The following is a 14,979-nucleotide window of genomic DNA, read 5'->3' as shown; positions in this document are numbered from 1 at the left end:
TTCAGCGCTCAGAATGGTTTGTGCGCTGGGCTAATCCGAGTGATTCCCTGAGCCTCGATGAGCGTCGTATCTCGCAACGCCCGCGCAAGCATATTATATTAGATTTAAATGAGATGAAGGAGGAACTACAGACCTTGGGCCTTTTGGATGGTGTGATTGGAAATTTCCGACTGATGCTGCAGCGCCCGCCGCGGCAGCAATATGCTGCGGTTTGCTATCGGGTGAAGAAGAAGCAGACTCAGGTGGAAGTTCTTGTTGCCACCAGCCGCGACACGGGCCGCTGGGTCATTCCCAAGGGCTGGCCGATGGAAGGCAAGAAGGCCCACCAGGTTGCGGAACGCGAAGCCTTCGAAGAGGTCGGTGTCAGGGGCAAGGTGGAAAAAGAACCTATCGGTTTCTTCCACTATTATAAGACGCTCAACAGCGGCCTAAAGGTTCCCGTGCGGGTGCAGGTGCATGCACTCGAGGTTCAAGATTGTCTGAAGAGCTTCCCCGAAAAGGGTTCCCGCATACTCGAATGGGTTTCTCCCGAGGAAGCCGCACGCCGCGTCAACGAACCGGAGCTCAAGGCGCTGCTGACGGCATTTGCGACGCGGTTTCAACAGCCCGTGACATCGCCGGGTTCCAAGGCCATTAAGCCTGCAGCCGTCAAGCCGGCAATGAAAGCCGCCGGCTGATCTCCAGCATCGTCTCCCGTCTTGCATTCCAGTATTCCCGCCGTTAATCGGGAGGCCAACCTTCACCGTGAGGCGGCAAACGGCCCGCTGTGGATCCTCTCCCGCCTCCGATCGATCCCAAGGACGGCGATATGGGCCAAAGACGGCCGCGTCTGGCCAAGCCGACGCTAGACAAGGATCTGGAAAAGCTGAGTTCGGTCGAGGAGGCCGGGCGGCAGATCTCCCGCAAGCTGGCGGCTCCAGGTGCAGCACTTCTCTTCATCATCCTGGTTGCGATCTTTGCCGCGTCCTACGTCACCGGCAAGCCGGGCGCGGTTATCGTCATCGCGGCCGCAGCCATTGCTGCCTATATGGCGATGAACATCGGCGCCAACGACGTCACCAACAATATCGGCGCGGCTGTCGGCGCGCGCGCCATGAGCATGGGCTTCGGGCTCGGGCTTGCCGCAATTTTCGAGGTGGCGGGCGCGGTTATTGCCGGACGCGGCGTAGCGAATACGATTGCAAGCGGTATCGTGCGCAGCAGCGTCATTACCGACCCGAGCATGATGATCTGGGCGATGATGGCCGCACTGCTCGCAGCGGCACTGCTGATCAATGTCGCAACCTGGCTCGGGGCACCGATCTCCACCACGCACGCCATTGTCGGCAGCGTCATGGGAGCCGGTGTGGCGGCAGCCGGGCCTTCCGCCGTGGATTGGACCACGGTTGCCGGGATAACCGCCAGCTGGGTCGTGTCGCCGATTTTGGGTGCGGTGATTGCCGCCGCCTTTCTTTACCTGATCAAGGAAACCATCATCTACCGCGACGACAAGATCGCCGCGGCACGGAAATGGGTGCCCATCCTGACCGGGACCATGGCAGGCGCCTTCATCGCCTATCTGCTCGTGCTCGGTCTCGGTCAGCTCGTCGCGGTTTCGATACCGGTCGCCACCCTTGCCGGCATCGTCTGCGGTCTCCTCGCCTGGCGGCTGCTCATTCCACTCGTCGCAAGGCAGGCAGAGGGGCTGGAAAACCGCAACCAGTCGCTGCGCAAGCTCTTCCGGCTTCCGCTGATCTTCTCGGCCGCCCTGCTCTCCTTTGCGCATGGCGCCAATGACGTCTCCAACGCGATCGGGCCGCTCGCCGCCATCGCCTCTGCCGCTCAGACGGGCGTTGCGGGCGCGGTGACCGTGCCGCTGTGGGAACTGGTGCTGGGCGGTCTCGGCATCTCGCTCGGCCTGCTGCTCTACGGCCCGAAGCTGGTGACGCTGGTGGGGGCCGAGATCACCAAGCTCAACCCCATGCGCGCCTTCTGCGTCTCGCTGTCGACGGCGCTGACCGTGCTGGTCGCCTCATGGATTGCCCTGCCTGTCTCGTCCACCCACATTGCGGTCGGGGCCGTGTTCGGCGTCGGATTCTTCCGCGAATGGTACACCCGGTACTCCCGCCGCCGCCACGATTACATCCGCGCGCGCTCGGGCAGAGAGGTGTATCTGGAAGAGCCGTTCGAGCATAATGAGGAGGAGGTACAGCGCCGCTTTCTGGTGCGCCGGTCGCACTTTCTCAGCATCATCGCGGCCTGGACGATCACGCTGCCGGCTGCCGCGGCACTTTCCGCCCTGATGACCACGATCATCTTCGCTCTCTTCACTTAAAGGGAACCCTTCATGCGCGCCAATTTCAGGATGCAGAGGCTTTTCGTGGAGACGCCCCTCGACAGCGCGGCGCGGGTAGAAGCCTCCTCGGAACAATTCAACTATCTCGCCAATGTTCTGCGGATGCAGGAGGGTGCCGAAATCCTTCTGTTCAACGGGCGGGACGGCGAATGGAAAGCAAAGCTCACCTTTCCGACGCGCAAGAAGATCCTGCTCGAACCGGTGGAACAAGTCCGCGCACAGCCGGCGCCGTCCGATCTTCATTACCTGTTTGCGCCGCTGAAGGTGGGCCGGCTGGATTATCTTGTGCAGAAGGCAGTGGAAATGGGTGCCGGGCTGCTGCAGCCGGTGATGACCCAGCATGTGCAGGGAAAGATCCCCAGCCTTGATCGGCTTCAGGCGAATGCCGTCGAAGCGGCGGAACAGTGCGGCATATTGGCTGTGCCGGAAGTTGCGGCGCCGCGAAAACTCACAGATCTGCTCGCCGACTGGCCGAGTGAACGGCGCATCATCTTCTGCGACGAGGGCGAGGACGGACAGAACCCGCTGCCGATCCTGTCGCGCATCGAGGAGAGGAAGCTTGCGCTGCTGGTGGGGCCGGAAGGCGGTTTTTCCGAAGCCGAACGCTCAATTCTGCGCGATCTTTCCTTCGTCACGCCGATCCCGCTCGGGCCGCGCATCCTGCGCGCAGATACGGCCGCCGTCGCAGCGCTTGCCGTCATCCAGGCTGCCATCGGCGACTGGATCTGATCGGTGGTGACCGGACTCCGATTTTCTGAACCGATCTTGAAAGAAATTCACTTGCAGGGAATATGATTCCGGTCCAAGCAGCCGGACGTTCGTCCAGATCGGCATTTCGAACAAGGTTAGTTTTATGGCGCGCGATACGACCGATACGACACCGCTTTCCTCGGTGTCCGAGCTTTCCGATTATCTTGCACAAGGCTCTCGGCCGAAGGAGCAATTTCGGATCGGTACGGAGCACGAGAAATTCGCCTTCTTCAAGGCCGATCATAGCCCCGTGCCCTATGCCGGCGAGGCCAGCATTTCCGCGCTGCTGAAAGGCATGCAGGCCAAGCTCGGCTGGGAGCCGATCATGGATGGCGACAACATTATCGGGCTCGGCGAGCAATCCGGCATGGGTGCAATCTCCATCGAGCCTGGCGGCCAGTTCGAGCTTTCCGGCGCGCCGGTGGAAACCATCCACGAGACCTGTCGCGAATCCAACCGCCACCTGGCGTTGGTGAAGGAAATCGCCGAACCCATGGGCATCGGCTTCCTCGGGCTCGGCGGCAGCCCGAAATGGACGCTGGCGGAAACGCCGCGCATGCCGAAATCGCGCTACGACATCATGACCCGCTTCATGCCGAAGGTCGGCACCAAGGGCCTCGACATGATGTACCGCACCTGCACGATCCAGGTGAATCTCGACTTCTCCTCGGAAGCGGACATGGCCGCCAAGATGCGGGTATCGATGAAGCTGCAGTCCATCGCGACAGCGCTCTTCGCCGCCTCCCCTTTCACCGAAGGCAAACCGAACGGGCTCCTGTCCTGGCGGGGCGACATCTGGCGCGATACGGACAACCGGCGCTCGGGCATACTCCCCTTCGTCTTCAACGCCGATTTCCGCTTTGCCGACTATGTCGAATGGGCGCTGGACGTGCCCATGTATTTCATCGTGCGTGACAGCCGATACCACGACTGCACCCATGTCACTTTCCGCCAGTTCATGAACGGCGCCCTGAAGAGCGAGATCGTCCAGTGGGAGCCGACCATGGGCGACTGGACGAACCATCTTTCTACCCTGTTCCCCGAGGTGCGGCTGAAGCGCTTCCTCGAAATGCGCGGCGCCGATGGAGGCCCGTGGCGGCGCATCTGCGCGCTTCCCGCCTTCTGGGTCGGCCTGCTTTACGACGACGCGGCCCTGGCAGCTGCCGAGGCGCTAACCGCCGACTGGACTGTGGAAGACGTGCTTGCCATGCGCGACGAGGTGCCGGCCAAGGGCCTCTCCGCCCGCATCGGCAAGCGGAGCGTCTTCGATGTGGCGCGGGATGCCGTCGCAATCGCGACGGACGGCCTCAAGAGCCGCAACCGCCTCAATGGCGAAGGGCAGGACGAGAGCATCTTCCTGCAGCCGCTGGAGGAAGTGCTCGCCAAGAAGCAGACCATGGCCGAAGACCTGCTGGCGCTCTATCGCGGCCGGTGGAATGGCTCGGTAGAACCCAGCTTCGAAGAATATCAGTACTGAGATCTTTTCAGCCGGCTCGATAACCCTCAGGGCGGGAAGACGCCCGGTCGTTCGCGACGAAATGAAAAAGCCCGGCGCGGATCAACCGGCCGGGCAAGCAGCAGGGTTATTGGCTATCACCCTGCGGGGAACTGTTGCGGATCAGCGCCGTGGCGGCCGCGAAAAACGGGTTCTAGCCCTCTCCCTTGCGGCTCCCGACAAAAGCAGCGAGGGATCGTCGAGGACGCCGCTGCGCTCCATAGCCACCACCACGTCGTGGCGGGTGATGCCGATGTCATCAAGCTGCCGGTCGTCCAGATCGTAGAGCCTATTGGACGCAAAGCGATTTCGAAGGGCACGCCAAACGGACATCGTTCGCACGATCACGATCGACAAGCGGCCCTGTGTGGCCGGCGCTCCATGCGCGAGGTCGATTTTGCTTCCGTAGTTGGCCGTGCTCATCGGACGATCCTTTCATCAGGCACGAGTGTGGCCGCCCCTTCCACAGTGAACTGCGGAAAGGCTGCCGGGGACTGTTGGCGCTTCATAAAAGAACGCGCCGTTTGTGGAATGAACTTGCAATTCCGTTATCGCGGAAAATCTATTGATCAGTCCAACGAATGTTTCTAATGATAAACATCAACCACTCTGATGGGTTATTTCCGATGTCCGCACCCCTTGATATCGACCAGCTCCATACCTTTGCCGCCATCGTGGACTGCGGAAGCTTTACCAAAGCTGCCGACCGGGTGTTCAAGACGCAGTCGGCAGTCTCCATGCAGATGCGGCGGCTGGAGGAGCGGGTGGGCAAGCAATTGTTCGCCAAGGACGGGCGCGGCAACCGGCTGACCGCCGAGGGCGAGAAGCTTCTCAACTATGCGCGGCGGATCATTCGCCTCAACAACGAGGCAATCGCCGCTTTCGACGACAACCGGCTGGAAGGCACGCTGCGGATCGGCACGCCCGACGATTACGCCGACCGCTACATGCCAGAGATCATCGGCCGCTTCGCCAAGACTCACCCCAATGTCGAGCTCTACATCGTCTGCGAACCGTCCGTGAGCCTGGCGGAAAAGATGACGCGCGGAGAACTCGATATCGCCCTGGTGACACATAATCCACGCCAGCGGATTTCCGACGTGGTGCGCACCGAGCCACTTTGCTGGGTAGGCTCTGCCAATCATCCGCTGAAAGACGATGCGGCGGTGCCGCTCGCTGTCGGTCGCCGTGACTGCCTGTGGCGTCAGCTTGCCTGCTCGGCGCTCGATGCCTCGGGGCGCGAGTACCAGATATTGTTCACGAGCTGGTCGTCTACGGTCGTTGCCGCGGCCGTGCTTGCCGGAATGGCCGTGTCGGTGCTGCCGGAATCAGCTTTGCGGACCGGCATGAAAGTGCTGACCTCTGCCGACGGATTTCCGCCGCTGCCGCCCGTTCAGATCGGTCTGATGAAGCGGCCGGGCCTTTCGCCCTCGCTGATGACGGCGATTACCGACCACATCACCGCCTGCCTCGACAATATCTCTCCGGCCGTGGTGCCGGACGATCTCGACGGCGACCTCAAGCCATTCCAACGCATGGCCCGCGGGCGCGCCGGATCGGTCATGCCAGGCTGGTGATCTGCATCCGGGCGCAGCAGCACCCGCCACTTGCAGGCGATTTTTTCAACGACCTAGCAGAATTGCGCCTGCCGCGACAACCAGACAGGCGAAAACGCGCCGCAATGTCAAAGATTCGCCCATGAACAGCCAGCCGATGAGCACGGCGAAAATGACGCTCGTTTCTCGCAGAGCCGTGATCGGCCCCGCCGGACCGAGCGAAAAGGCCGCGATGACGGCCCCGTAAGCAACCATCGCCACGACGCCGCCTCCCAGAGCCTTCCATGTATCGGAAGAGCGAAAATCGACCGTCAACTGCCTGCGCATGATGACGAACACGGCTGGCAAGAAAGTGCCATAAAGCACAAGCACCCAGGCTGCATACACGCCACTGCTGCCGGCCTGACGCACGCCCAGGGAATCGACCGTCGCATAAGCCGCTATGATTGCGCCGGTCGCCAGTGCGAGAAAAATGGACGATGCCGTGGCTCGGCCTTTTCCCAGCGTCAAGCTCATGATCCCGACGGCTATGAGGACGACGCCTGCCATCTGATGCGAACCGAGGCGATCTGAACCGAAAATGAAGCTTCCAAGAGTGACGAGCAGTGGCACCGTGCCGCGTACGACGGGATAGACCTGGCCCAGTTCGCCATAACGATAGGCCGCCACGAGGAATACGCTGTATGCGACCTGAAGAAGGGCCGACAAGACTATATATGGCCATGCGCCCGAGGACGGCAGCGGATGAATGAGCAGAAACGGAAGTGCCAGGACTGTGCCCGAAAAGCTCATGACGGTGACGGTCCAAAGCCGATCCGCACCGTTGCGCAGAAACGCGTTCCAGCTTGCATGAAGTATGGCTGCGAACAGCGCCAGACTTATGACCGTGGCGCTCATTCTCCTATCTCCCTGGCCAGAAGAACAGAGGCCACCTTGCGCGCATTATCGATCGCAGCTTTTCCCTGTCCCATCTGAGCAAGCATCGTCGCCGCCTCGATCAGCATGAATAAGATCATAGCGACATCCGCCGCGCGTACCGGCGGCATTGTCTGGCTGAGCATATCCACCATACGGTTCTGGATGCTCATCTTCTGGCGCGCCACGGCTGCAAAGACGGCATGGTCCGGCTCACCAAATTCCGCCAGAGCGTGCTGAAACAGGCAGCCGTGAAAATCGGCGCTGTCGAACCACCGCTCGTGCCAGCCCAGGATTGCTGCAATCCCCTCGTCCGGAGTTTTTGCGCTGTCTGAAAGCCTGTCAAGCTGGCTTTCAAATCTCGCCGTCCGCCAATCCAGAACCTCAACGATCAGCTCTTCCTTGCTCGGAAAGTGCCGATACATGGTCATCTTAGCGACCCCGGCCTGGGCAATGATCCTGTCTATTCCCGTGGCGTGGAAACCGTCACGCTTGAACAGCGCATAGGCAGTCTCGACGATATGCTGACGTTTTCCGGAACCGCGGACGTGGGAGGACATTGACAGACCTAAACGATACAGACCTGTCTCATCTCATAGACCTCGTGGTGTTTCCGGTCAATGGCAAGCGTCTGCGTTTTGAAGGTTCCCGCCATGAACAAAGCCGGGGGCTGGCATCAGCCCCGGCTTTTCTGTTCGTCAGTATGCTTATTCAGCGGCGGTCGGCGTGGCGCTGATCGTGTCGACCTTGTAGCCGTGCTGGTTTTCGAGAGCCGCACGCACACCTGCTTCGTAATCCTCGTGGATCATCTTGAAGTGAGCGAGCTGGCGCTCGACGATATGGCCCGGTACGCCACCCATGGCGGCGCCGATGTTGGAGAAGAGGCGTGCCTTCTGCTCGGGATCGAACAGGTTGAACAGAGCCCGTGGCTGCGAATAATCGTCATTGCCATCGCGGTGATCGTAGCGACCCATCTCGCCGTCGATCTTAAGCGGCGGCTCCTTGGCGGAAGGCTGCTCGACCGGACCGTTGACCGAGTTGGGCTCGTAGTAGGCATCCGGATTGCCGGTGGCGATCCCACCATAAGAGTTCATCTGGCCGTCACGGTGATAGTGATGGACCGGACATTTCGGCTGGTTGACCGGGATGTGCTCGTAATGGGTGCCGAGACGGTAACGGTGAGCGTCCGCATAGGAGAAGACGCGCGCCTGAAGCATCTTGTCCGGGGAATGGCCGATGCCGGGAACGATGTTGGACGGCGAAAAAGCAGCCTGTTCGATCTCGGCGAAGTAGTTCTCGGCGTTACGGTTGAGCTCCATTACTCCGATATCGATCGGCGGGAATTCGCCGTGCGGCCAGACCTTGGTCAGGTCGAAAGGGTTGAAGGAGGTTGCGTTCGCCTGGGCCTCGGTCATGACCTGGACCTGGACCTTCCACCTGGGGAATTCGCCGCGTTCGATCCCGCCGAACAGGGCTTCCTGGTAGCCCTCGCGGGTCTTGCCGATGATCGTTTCGCCTTCGGCATTGGTGAAGTGCGTGTGGCCCTGCTGGGTCTTGAAATGGAATTTCACCCAGTAGCGCTCGCCGGCATCGTTCCATAGCGAATAGGTGTGCGAACCGTAGCCGTTCATGTTCATCGGGGTCTGCGGCAGGCCGCGATCCGACATCAGGATGGTAACCTGATGCAGGCTTTCGGGCGAGAGCGACCAGAAGTCCCACATGGCGGTAGCGGAGCGCATGTTGGTCTTGGGGTGGCGCTTCTGCGTGTGGATGAAATCCGGGAACTTGTAAGGATCGCGGACGAAGAAGACCGGCGTATTGTTGCCGACGAGATCCCAGTTGCCCTCTTCCGTGTAGAACTTGAGCGCAAAACCACGAACATCGCGTTCATGGTCGGCGGCACCGAGTTCACCGGCCACGGTCGAGAAGCGGGCAAGCATGGGCGTGGAAGCGCCCGGCTGCAGACACTTGGCCTTGGTGTAGCGCGAGATATCGCCGGTGATCGTCAGTGTGCCGAAAGCCCCCCAGCCCTTGGCGTGCACAACGCGTTCCGGAATGCGCTCGCGGTTCTGGTGCGCCAGCTTTTCAAGCAGTTGGTAATCCTGCAGCATCACTCCGCCGCGCGGACCGGCGGTCAGCGTGTTCTGGTTGTCCGGCACAGGCGAACCGGCCGTCGTCGTCAGTATAGGACGATCTGTCATATCAATCTCCCTCGATTGGATGTCGGCCTTTGCGGCGTGACGCTTGCATGTTCCATCTCCGGCCGATAATTTCCAATCGTATTTGATGAAGCTGTCGATCGGAAAAACTTATCATGCTGACCCTGCGTCAGATGCGCTATTTCGAGGCTCTTGCTTCCATGCGGCATTTCGGAAGGGCGGCGGCGCTGGTGCATATCAGCCAGCCGGCACTTTCGGCACAGATCATGGAGATGGAGACCCATCTGGGCGTGCGGCTGGTGGAGCGCAGCCGCACCGGGTTGCTGCTGACGCGCAAGGGCCAGGACGTCCTGCGTCACATCCGGCTCATCCTGTCGGAAGTGGAAAAGCTCGAAATCTCGGTCCGCGACAGCGGCGCTCTTCTCGACACGCTGGTACGGATCGGCATCATTCCAACCGTTGCGCCCTACCTCGTCCCGAGACTGGTGCCGCATCTACGCGCCGACTATCCGCAGATCGAGATCGAGTTGAAAGAAGCCATCACCGACCGCCTCGTCGCCGATCTGGCCGACGGGCGTCTGGATGCGGTGATCGCCGCACTGCCGGTCGAAGCGGAGAATGTGGAAAGTACGCCCCTTTTCAGCGACCGATTCTTCATGGCGATGGCGAAGAACGACCGTGACGTGCTGACATCACCGCTGACCGAAAATCAAGTGGATGCGGAACGCCTGCTACTGCTTGAGGAGGGCCACTGCCTCCGCGACCAGGCGCTTGCCGTCTGCGGCACGGCTGGAAAGCGCAGCCTCGTCAATTTCGGCGCGACCTCCATGACGACACTGCTGCAAATGGTGTCGCACGATATGGGGATGACCTTGATCCCCGAGATCGCCATCGAGACGGAGACGGCCCGCAACAATCTGCGGATCGTACCCTTTGCCGACCCTGCCCCGTCGCGCGAGATCGGGCTGATCTGGAGAAAATCGAGCGGCCGGCCGCAGGACATGGCCGCCCTAGCACAGGCCATCCGGTCCTGCGCCGACCGAACCAAAGTCTCCGAAGCTAACGTCGATGGCGAACTGGTCTAGGCAAGCCCCGCCGCCGTTTAGCTGGCAGCGAGCCAGACCGCCAACCAGACCCACAGCGCCAAGAGCGAGAGGAACCCGACGACGAAGGCCGGACGGCGATAGCGCAGGCGGTTGCTGGTGATGTGGACATAGGAATGGGCGAAGCGCGACAGCACGAAGACCCATTCCAGCGCCACCGTAGCCGGATTGTCGGCCGTGGAGACGTAAAGCGCCAGGCTGACGGCATAGAAGAGGACGGGAAGCTCGAACTGGTTCTTGAGGTTGTTGTGAACCAGCAGGCTTTCCAGCGGCTCTTCCCGGTTCTCGCGGAACTGCCCGGCTTCGGCGCTGCCGGTCTTCACGGCCGCAAAGCGCCGCTTCGACAGGAGCCAATAGAGAAAGAAGACGAGCGCGGCATGCGCGATCATCGGCCACAAGGTCGCTTCGGTGGAAGGCATGACTACTCCTCGTCCTCAAGCGTTTCATAAGCCGTGTCGATGGCAGCCGCAATATGCTGGAAATGAATAAGAAAATCAGGCTCGCGGGTCCAGCCCCTAACCGAAATGTGTTCAGCCGCTCAGCTTGCTGGAAATATCCTCGTGAAGCATTCTGCGCCTCCATCTGGCGCGAAACACTGGTTTTGCGACGCCGAGAATACGGTCGAAAAACTGTCGCTTTAATTGGACAGACCGTCCGAAAACTCGGTGCGAGAAAATTTCGTTAGAAAATGATGCTAGCGGCCTCTCTTACTGCAGCCGTCTATAGAATGTATCACATTGAATAGTCAGAATACCGGAAAGAAATTCTACATCGGAAATTTCATTTTGAGTTTTCGGACGGCCTGTGGAATTTTCGTGACAAACAGTCCAGCCAAACGTTTGCAGATTTTCTGGGACACGCATCTATTGACAATGTCTGGAATGTATGACCGTTCTGGCGAAGGTTCCGAGCACCTGCCGCCTGCAGACGCAAGTCACGGTGAAGCCCGGAGTGTAAAAGATCTTTCTCACCCTCGAAGCATTTCGTCGGTGGCAATGCAGGCCCCATCACAGTTGAAATGCCTCTTTTGAGGAGTGAGTGATGTCTTTGCGACAATCGCCCGAAAACCGTTTTCTGACCGCCTCGCCAGGCAGAATTTTTGCCGCCACCGCGTTTCCTATGATCGCCATCATGGTGATGAACGGGATGCTGGGTATCATCGACGCAGTCTTTCTTGGGCATTTCGTTGGTGCGGACGCCATGGCGGCAGTCGGCATGGCGTTTCCAGTTCTGATGCTGACGATCGCGCTTTCGACCCTTGTCAGCGGGGGAATGTCAAGCTTGCTGGCTCGCCAGCTAGGCGCCGACGACCGTAACGCGGCCGACGCGACCTTCGCCGGCGCACATGGACTTGCGTTAACGATCGCTTCAATGCTGATCTTGATCTTCTGTGCGGGCGGGTGGGGTTTCGCCCTGCGCATTGCGGGCTCCGATGGCCCGGTTGCCGAAATGGTGTGGGTCTTCCTGGCAATCACCGTATTCGGAACTCCGATACAATTTCTGCTGGGTATTCATGCCGATTCCTGGAGGAACGAGGGACAGGCGGGGTTGATGGCGCTCATGTCGCTTGGAGTAACGCTCATCAACATTCTGCTGAACTACATCCTGGTGGTGATGCTGGAACTGGGTGTTGCGGGTTCGGCCACGGGGACGGTTCTGGCACAGGCGCTGGGACTGGTGCTTCTGGCGGGGTTACGCCGTTTCATCGGGGGCATGATGCCGCTCAACAGCCTGTTGCGGAACCGCTGGACCGGCAGTTGGAGGCGTATGGTTGCGCTGGGCGCTCCGGTCAGTCTGGGCTTCATCGGCATGGCACTTTCAGCCGCCAGCGTGGTTTTCGCCCTACGTTTTGCAGGCAGCAGCGACTACGCCAGGACCATTGCTGCCTACGGGATCGTGACACGCATTTTCGGTTTTGCCTTCTTGCCAATCATGGCAATCGCGATGGCGATGCAGAGCATCGTTGGCAACAATGTCGGTGCGCGTCTCTACGCCCGCTCGGATGCGGTCCTTCGGCTCGCCGCAGCAAGCGCATTGCTCTACTGTCTTGCTGTCGAGGTTTTGCTGTTCAGCGGGGGCACGGTCGTCGGAGCAGCCTTTGTCGCCGATCAGGATGTGATCGGCCAGGTCGGCCGATTGCTTCGTCCCATGGCTGCGGTCTATCTTTTTTCCGGGCCAGTTCTTGTGCTTGGGCTTTATTTTCAGGCCATCGGTCAACCAGCCCGCTCGGCTCTTCTGACTATGGTCAAGCCTCTTGTCCTGTTGCCCGTCCTGGTCACGGTCGCTGCGGCAATGTTGGGCGCGGATGCGATTTGGTTTGCCTATCCGTTGGCCGACGGCGTGGCCGCAATCATCGCAACTCTTGTGCTTTCTGCTGCGCTGAAGGCGCGGGGAAACGCCGGTATCGGGCTGAAGGCCATGGGGAACCTGTCATGACAGTCAGAAACATCGCAGAAGCCAAGGCGCACGCAAAATCTCTGAGGGGTGCACTTGCCGCCGCCGGTACCGTGTTGGGCCATGCCCAGGCGCTGGAACTGGTGGCCCGGCAGAATGGCGCACGCGACTGGAACACCTTGTCCGCTCGCCTCGCCCAGGCTAATCCCTTTTCTTTCCATGTGCGCCAAAGAGTGCAGGGGCGGTATCTTGGGCAGCCCTTCAAGGGCGAAATTACCGCATTGTCATCCTCGGGCACATTCTATTCCGTGACTGTGCGTTTCGATGAGCCGGTAGATACCGTTACTTTCGACAGTTTTTCCAACATGCGCCGAATCGTAAAAAGCATGGTCGACACTACCGGAAATTCTGTCCGTAAAACTTCGGACGGAGCGCCGCACCTGACGTTAAGCGCGCTAGGAAGCTAATTGGGAATCCTTCGCAAATCTTCTAACATTGCGACAAATCGTGGCGGCCGATTTCAGGGAACAATCTGTCGCAAAAGTCGGAGTCTTGCGACAGGTATTTGCGACAGAAAGTATTCCGCATTTTGGTCAAGGGCCGGGCTCGCGGGGAGCCGGCCGTTCGCCTTCAACGCACGATCAGAGGCCGGCGCCCGGATAGTTCGGGCTTTCGCGGGTGATCGTCACATCGTGCGCGTGGCTTTCGCGCAGGCCCGCGCCGGAAATGCGTACGAAGGTCGCACGCTCCTGGAAATCCTTCAGATTGGCGCCGCCCACATAGCCCATGGCCGCCTTCAGGCCGCCACCGAGCTGATGCAGGACGCCCGATACCGGGCCCTTGTAGGGAACCTGGCCTTCGATACCTTCCGGCACCAGCTTCAGCGTGTCGCGCACTTCCGCCTGGAAGTAGCGGTCCGCCGAGCCACGCGCCATGGCACCGACCGAGCCCATGCCCCGGTACGCCTTGAAGGAACGACCCTGGTAGAGATAGACCTCGCCGGGGCTTTCGTCCGTGCCGGCCAGCAGCGAGCCCACCATGACGGCGGAGGCGCCGGCGGCGATCGCCTTGGCGAAGTCGCCGGAAAACTTGATGCCACCATCTGCGATGACCGGAATGTTCTGGTCGCGGGCCGCTTCGACAGCCGACATGATCGCTGCCAGCTGTGGGACGCCAACGCCTGCCACGATGCGCGTCGTGCAGATGGAGCCCGGACCGATCCCGACCTTCACGGCATCGGCGCCGGCATCGATCAATGCGCGCGTGCCGTCATAGGTGGCGACGTTGCCGGCCATGATCCGTACATGGTTGGAGATCCGCTTGACGCGGGTAACGGCGTCGAGCACGCGCTGCGAATGGCCGTGTGCCGTATCGACCACGAGAAGATCGACGCCCGCGTCGATCAGACGCTCGGCACGCTCGTAGCCGTCATCCCCGACGCTGATGGCGGCGGCGGCACGCAGGCGGCCCTGCATATCCTTGGAGGCATTGGGGTTGAGCTGCGACTTCTCGATGTCCTTGACCGTGATGAGGCCGACGCAACGGCCTTCGCCGTCCACGACCAGCAGTTTTTCGATGCGGTGCTGGTGGAGAAGGCGCTTGGCTTCCGACTGATCGACGCTGCTTTCCTTGACGGTCACGAGGTTTTCCCGCGTCATCAGTTCGTAGATCTTCTGGGTCGGATCCGAGGCAAAGCGAACGTCACGGTTGGTCAGGATGCCGACCAGGCGACCCGACTTTTCGACAACGGGAATACCGGAAATGTGGTAGGACTTCATCAGCCCGAGCGCATCGGCCAAGGTCTCGTCGGGACCGATCGTTACCGGGTTGACGACCATGCCGCTTTCGAACTTCTTGACCTGGCGGACTTCCTCGGCCTGTTCGACCGGGGTCAGGTTCCGGTGGATGACGCCGATCCCACCCGCCTGGGCCATGGCGATCGCCAGCCGGCTTTCGGTGACGGTATCCATTGCCGAGGACAGGATCGGCAGGTTGAGCTCGATGTCCTGGGCAATGGTTGTGGAGATATTCGTCTGGCCCGGCATGACTTCGGAATGCCCGGGCTGCAGCAGCACATCGTCGAAGGTTAGCGCATCTGCGCCCGTTGCCGTTTCAATAATGCGTGCCATTGCCAATTCCTTCAGTTGAATAGGCGGAATCACCCGAAAAAAGGAAAACCTTGTCCGGCTGCTTCTGCATGAAATGCTTGGAAGTTGGCGAGGGCTGGTAACACGTTCATGACAGTATGGGAACAGAAAAAACCCGAGGGGCA

Annotated in this window: 14 protein-coding genes; 8 read left to right on the top strand and 6 right to left on the bottom strand. The window is 60.4% G+C overall.

Features of this window, described 5'->3' with window-relative positions; translation table 11 throughout:
• The first annotated feature begins 173 nt into the window (after nt 1-173).
• From EPK99_RS15740 to EPK99_RS15725, 4 genes are all read left to right on the top strand, one after another.
• Entirely contained in the window at nt 174-677 is a 504-nt protein-coding gene (locus tag EPK99_RS15740) for an NUDIX hydrolase (protein WP_128444250.1), read from the top strand.
• A gap of 131 nt (nt 678-808) precedes the next feature.
• Nucleotides 809-2,314 (top strand): inorganic phosphate transporter, encoded by a 1,506-nt coding sequence (locus EPK99_RS15735; RefSeq protein WP_128444017.1) that lies wholly within the window; start codon nt 809-811, stop codon nt 2,312-2,314.
• Between the two features lie 12 nt (nt 2,315-2,326).
• A complete protein-coding gene (locus tag EPK99_RS15730; protein ID WP_128444016.1) occupies nt 2,327-3,064 on the top strand; it encodes a 16S rRNA (uracil(1498)-N(3))-methyltransferase in 738 nt (245 codons plus the stop codon).
• 124 nt (nt 3,065-3,188) lie between these two features.
• Entirely contained in the window at nt 3,189-4,562 is a 1,374-nt protein-coding gene (locus EPK99_RS15725) for a glutamate--cysteine ligase (RefSeq protein ID WP_128444015.1), read from the top strand.
• Between the two features lie 141 nt (nt 4,563-4,703).
• On the opposite strand, the gene EPK99_RS15720 is transcribed toward EPK99_RS15725, so the two are convergent.
• Nucleotides 4,704-5,003: a YjiS-like domain-containing protein gene (locus EPK99_RS15720; protein ID WP_128444014.1), complete on the bottom strand. Its 300-nt coding sequence runs from the start codon at nt 5,001-5,003 to the stop codon at nt 4,704-4,706.
• Nucleotides 5,004-5,206: 203 nt separating this feature from the next.
• Between EPK99_RS15720 and EPK99_RS15715 the strand changes: the two genes are divergently transcribed.
• Nucleotides 5,207-6,157 carry a LysR substrate-binding domain-containing protein gene (locus tag EPK99_RS15715; RefSeq protein ID WP_128444013.1) on the top strand — a complete coding sequence of 317 codons (951 nt, stop codon included), beginning with the start codon at nt 5,207-5,209 and terminating at the stop codon, nt 6,155-6,157.
• 45 nt (nt 6,158-6,202) lie between these two features.
• Here the strand turns inward: EPK99_RS15715 and EPK99_RS15710 are convergent, their stop codons facing one another.
• The 3 genes from EPK99_RS15710 to katA all read right to left on the bottom strand — a co-directional run bounded on the left by EPK99_RS15710 (nt 6,203) and on the right by katA (nt 9,252).
• Nucleotides 6,203-7,033 carry a DMT family transporter gene (locus tag EPK99_RS15710; protein ID WP_128444012.1) on the bottom strand — a complete coding sequence of 277 codons (831 nt, stop codon included), beginning with the start codon at nt 7,031-7,033 and terminating at the stop codon, nt 6,203-6,205.
• Nucleotides 7,030-7,611 (bottom strand): TetR/AcrR family transcriptional regulator, encoded by a 582-nt coding sequence (locus EPK99_RS15705; RefSeq protein WP_128444011.1) that lies wholly within the window; start codon nt 7,609-7,611, stop codon nt 7,030-7,032. Before EPK99_RS15705 ends, EPK99_RS15710 begins: the two co-directional genes overlap by 4 nt.
• 147 nt (nt 7,612-7,758) lie before the next feature.
• Nucleotides 7,759-9,252, bottom strand: a complete 1,494-nt coding sequence (gene katA / locus EPK99_RS15700) for a catalase KatA (protein ID WP_128444010.1) — start codon at nt 9,250-9,252, stop codon at nt 7,759-7,761.
• Between the two features lie 113 nt (nt 9,253-9,365).
• On the opposite strand from katA, the gene EPK99_RS15695 reads away from it, so the two are divergent.
• Entirely contained in the window at nt 9,366-10,295 is a 930-nt protein-coding gene (locus EPK99_RS15695) for a hydrogen peroxide-inducible genes activator (RefSeq protein WP_128444009.1), read from the top strand.
• Nucleotides 10,296-10,312: 17 nt separating this feature from the next.
• Here EPK99_RS15695 and EPK99_RS15690 read toward each other — a convergent pair whose 3' ends face one another.
• Nucleotides 10,313-10,732 (bottom strand): MAPEG family protein, encoded by a 420-nt coding sequence (locus tag EPK99_RS15690; RefSeq protein WP_128444008.1) that lies wholly within the window; start codon nt 10,730-10,732, stop codon nt 10,313-10,315.
• Nucleotides 10,733-11,354: 622 nt separating this feature from the next.
• On the opposite strand from EPK99_RS15690, the gene EPK99_RS15685 reads away from it, so the two are divergent.
• A complete protein-coding gene (locus tag EPK99_RS15685; RefSeq protein WP_128444007.1) occupies nt 11,355-12,749 on the top strand; it encodes an MATE family efflux transporter in 1,395 nt (464 codons plus the stop codon).
• Nucleotides 12,746-13,174 (top strand): glyoxalase superfamily protein, encoded by a 429-nt coding sequence (locus tag EPK99_RS15680; RefSeq protein WP_128444006.1) that lies wholly within the window; start codon nt 12,746-12,748, stop codon nt 13,172-13,174. Before EPK99_RS15685 ends, EPK99_RS15680 begins: the two co-directional genes overlap by 4 nt.
• 174 nt (nt 13,175-13,348) lie before the next feature.
• On the opposite strand, the gene guaB is transcribed toward EPK99_RS15680, so the two are convergent.
• Nucleotides 13,349-14,836 carry an IMP dehydrogenase gene (gene guaB, locus EPK99_RS15675; RefSeq protein ID WP_128444005.1) on the bottom strand — a complete coding sequence of 496 codons (1,488 nt, stop codon included), beginning with the start codon at nt 14,834-14,836 and terminating at the stop codon, nt 13,349-13,351.
• Nucleotides 14,837-14,979: the final 143 nt, after the last annotated feature.

The sequence above is a fragment of the Neorhizobium lilium genome (assembly GCF_004053875.1).
Classification (GTDB): domain Bacteria; phylum Pseudomonadota; class Alphaproteobacteria; order Rhizobiales; family Rhizobiaceae; genus Neorhizobium; species Neorhizobium lilii.
The sequence above is the reverse complement of the archived record's forward strand: the minus strand, read 5'-3'. Positions and strand labels throughout refer to the sequence as shown.

Excerpts from the sequence above, each read along its gene's own strand:
- EPK99_RS15740 (WP_128444250.1), top strand. The coding sequence starts at position 174 with ATGCTGCAGCGCCCGCCGCGGCAGCAATATGCTGCGGTTTGCTATCGG.
- EPK99_RS15735 (WP_128444017.1), top strand. The coding sequence starts at position 809 with ATGGGCCAAAGACGGCCGCGTCTGGCCAAGCCGACGCTAGACAAGGAT.
- EPK99_RS15730 (WP_128444016.1), top strand. The coding sequence starts at position 2,327 with ATGCGCGCCAATTTCAGGATGCAGAGGCTTTTCGTGGAGACGCCCCTC.
- EPK99_RS15725 (WP_128444015.1), top strand. The coding sequence starts at position 3,189 with ATGGCGCGCGATACGACCGATACGACACCGCTTTCCTCGGTGTCCGAG.
- EPK99_RS15720 (WP_128444014.1), bottom strand. The coding sequence starts at position 5,003 with ATGAGCACGGCCAACTACGGAAGCAAAATCGACCTCGCGCATGGAGCG.
- EPK99_RS15715 (WP_128444013.1), top strand. The coding sequence starts at position 5,207 with ATGTCCGCACCCCTTGATATCGACCAGCTCCATACCTTTGCCGCCATC.
- EPK99_RS15710 (WP_128444012.1), bottom strand. The coding sequence starts at position 7,033 with ATGAGCGCCACGGTCATAAGTCTGGCGCTGTTCGCAGCCATACTTCAT.
- EPK99_RS15705 (WP_128444011.1), bottom strand. The coding sequence starts at position 7,611 with ATGTCCTCCCACGTCCGCGGTTCCGGAAAACGTCAGCATATCGTCGAG.
- katA (WP_128444010.1), bottom strand. The coding sequence starts at position 9,252 with ATGACAGATCGTCCTATACTGACGACGACGGCCGGTTCGCCTGTGCCG.
- EPK99_RS15695 (WP_128444009.1), top strand. The coding sequence starts at position 9,366 with ATGCTGACCCTGCGTCAGATGCGCTATTTCGAGGCTCTTGCTTCCATG.
- EPK99_RS15690 (WP_128444008.1), bottom strand. The coding sequence starts at position 10,732 with ATGCCTTCCACCGAAGCGACCTTGTGGCCGATGATCGCGCATGCCGCG.
- EPK99_RS15685 (WP_128444007.1), top strand. The coding sequence starts at position 11,355 with ATGTCTTTGCGACAATCGCCCGAAAACCGTTTTCTGACCGCCTCGCCA.
- EPK99_RS15680 (WP_128444006.1), top strand. The coding sequence starts at position 12,746 with ATGACAGTCAGAAACATCGCAGAAGCCAAGGCGCACGCAAAATCTCTG.
- guaB (WP_128444005.1), bottom strand. The coding sequence starts at position 14,836 with ATGGCACGCATTATTGAAACGGCAACGGGCGCAGATGCGCTAACCTTC.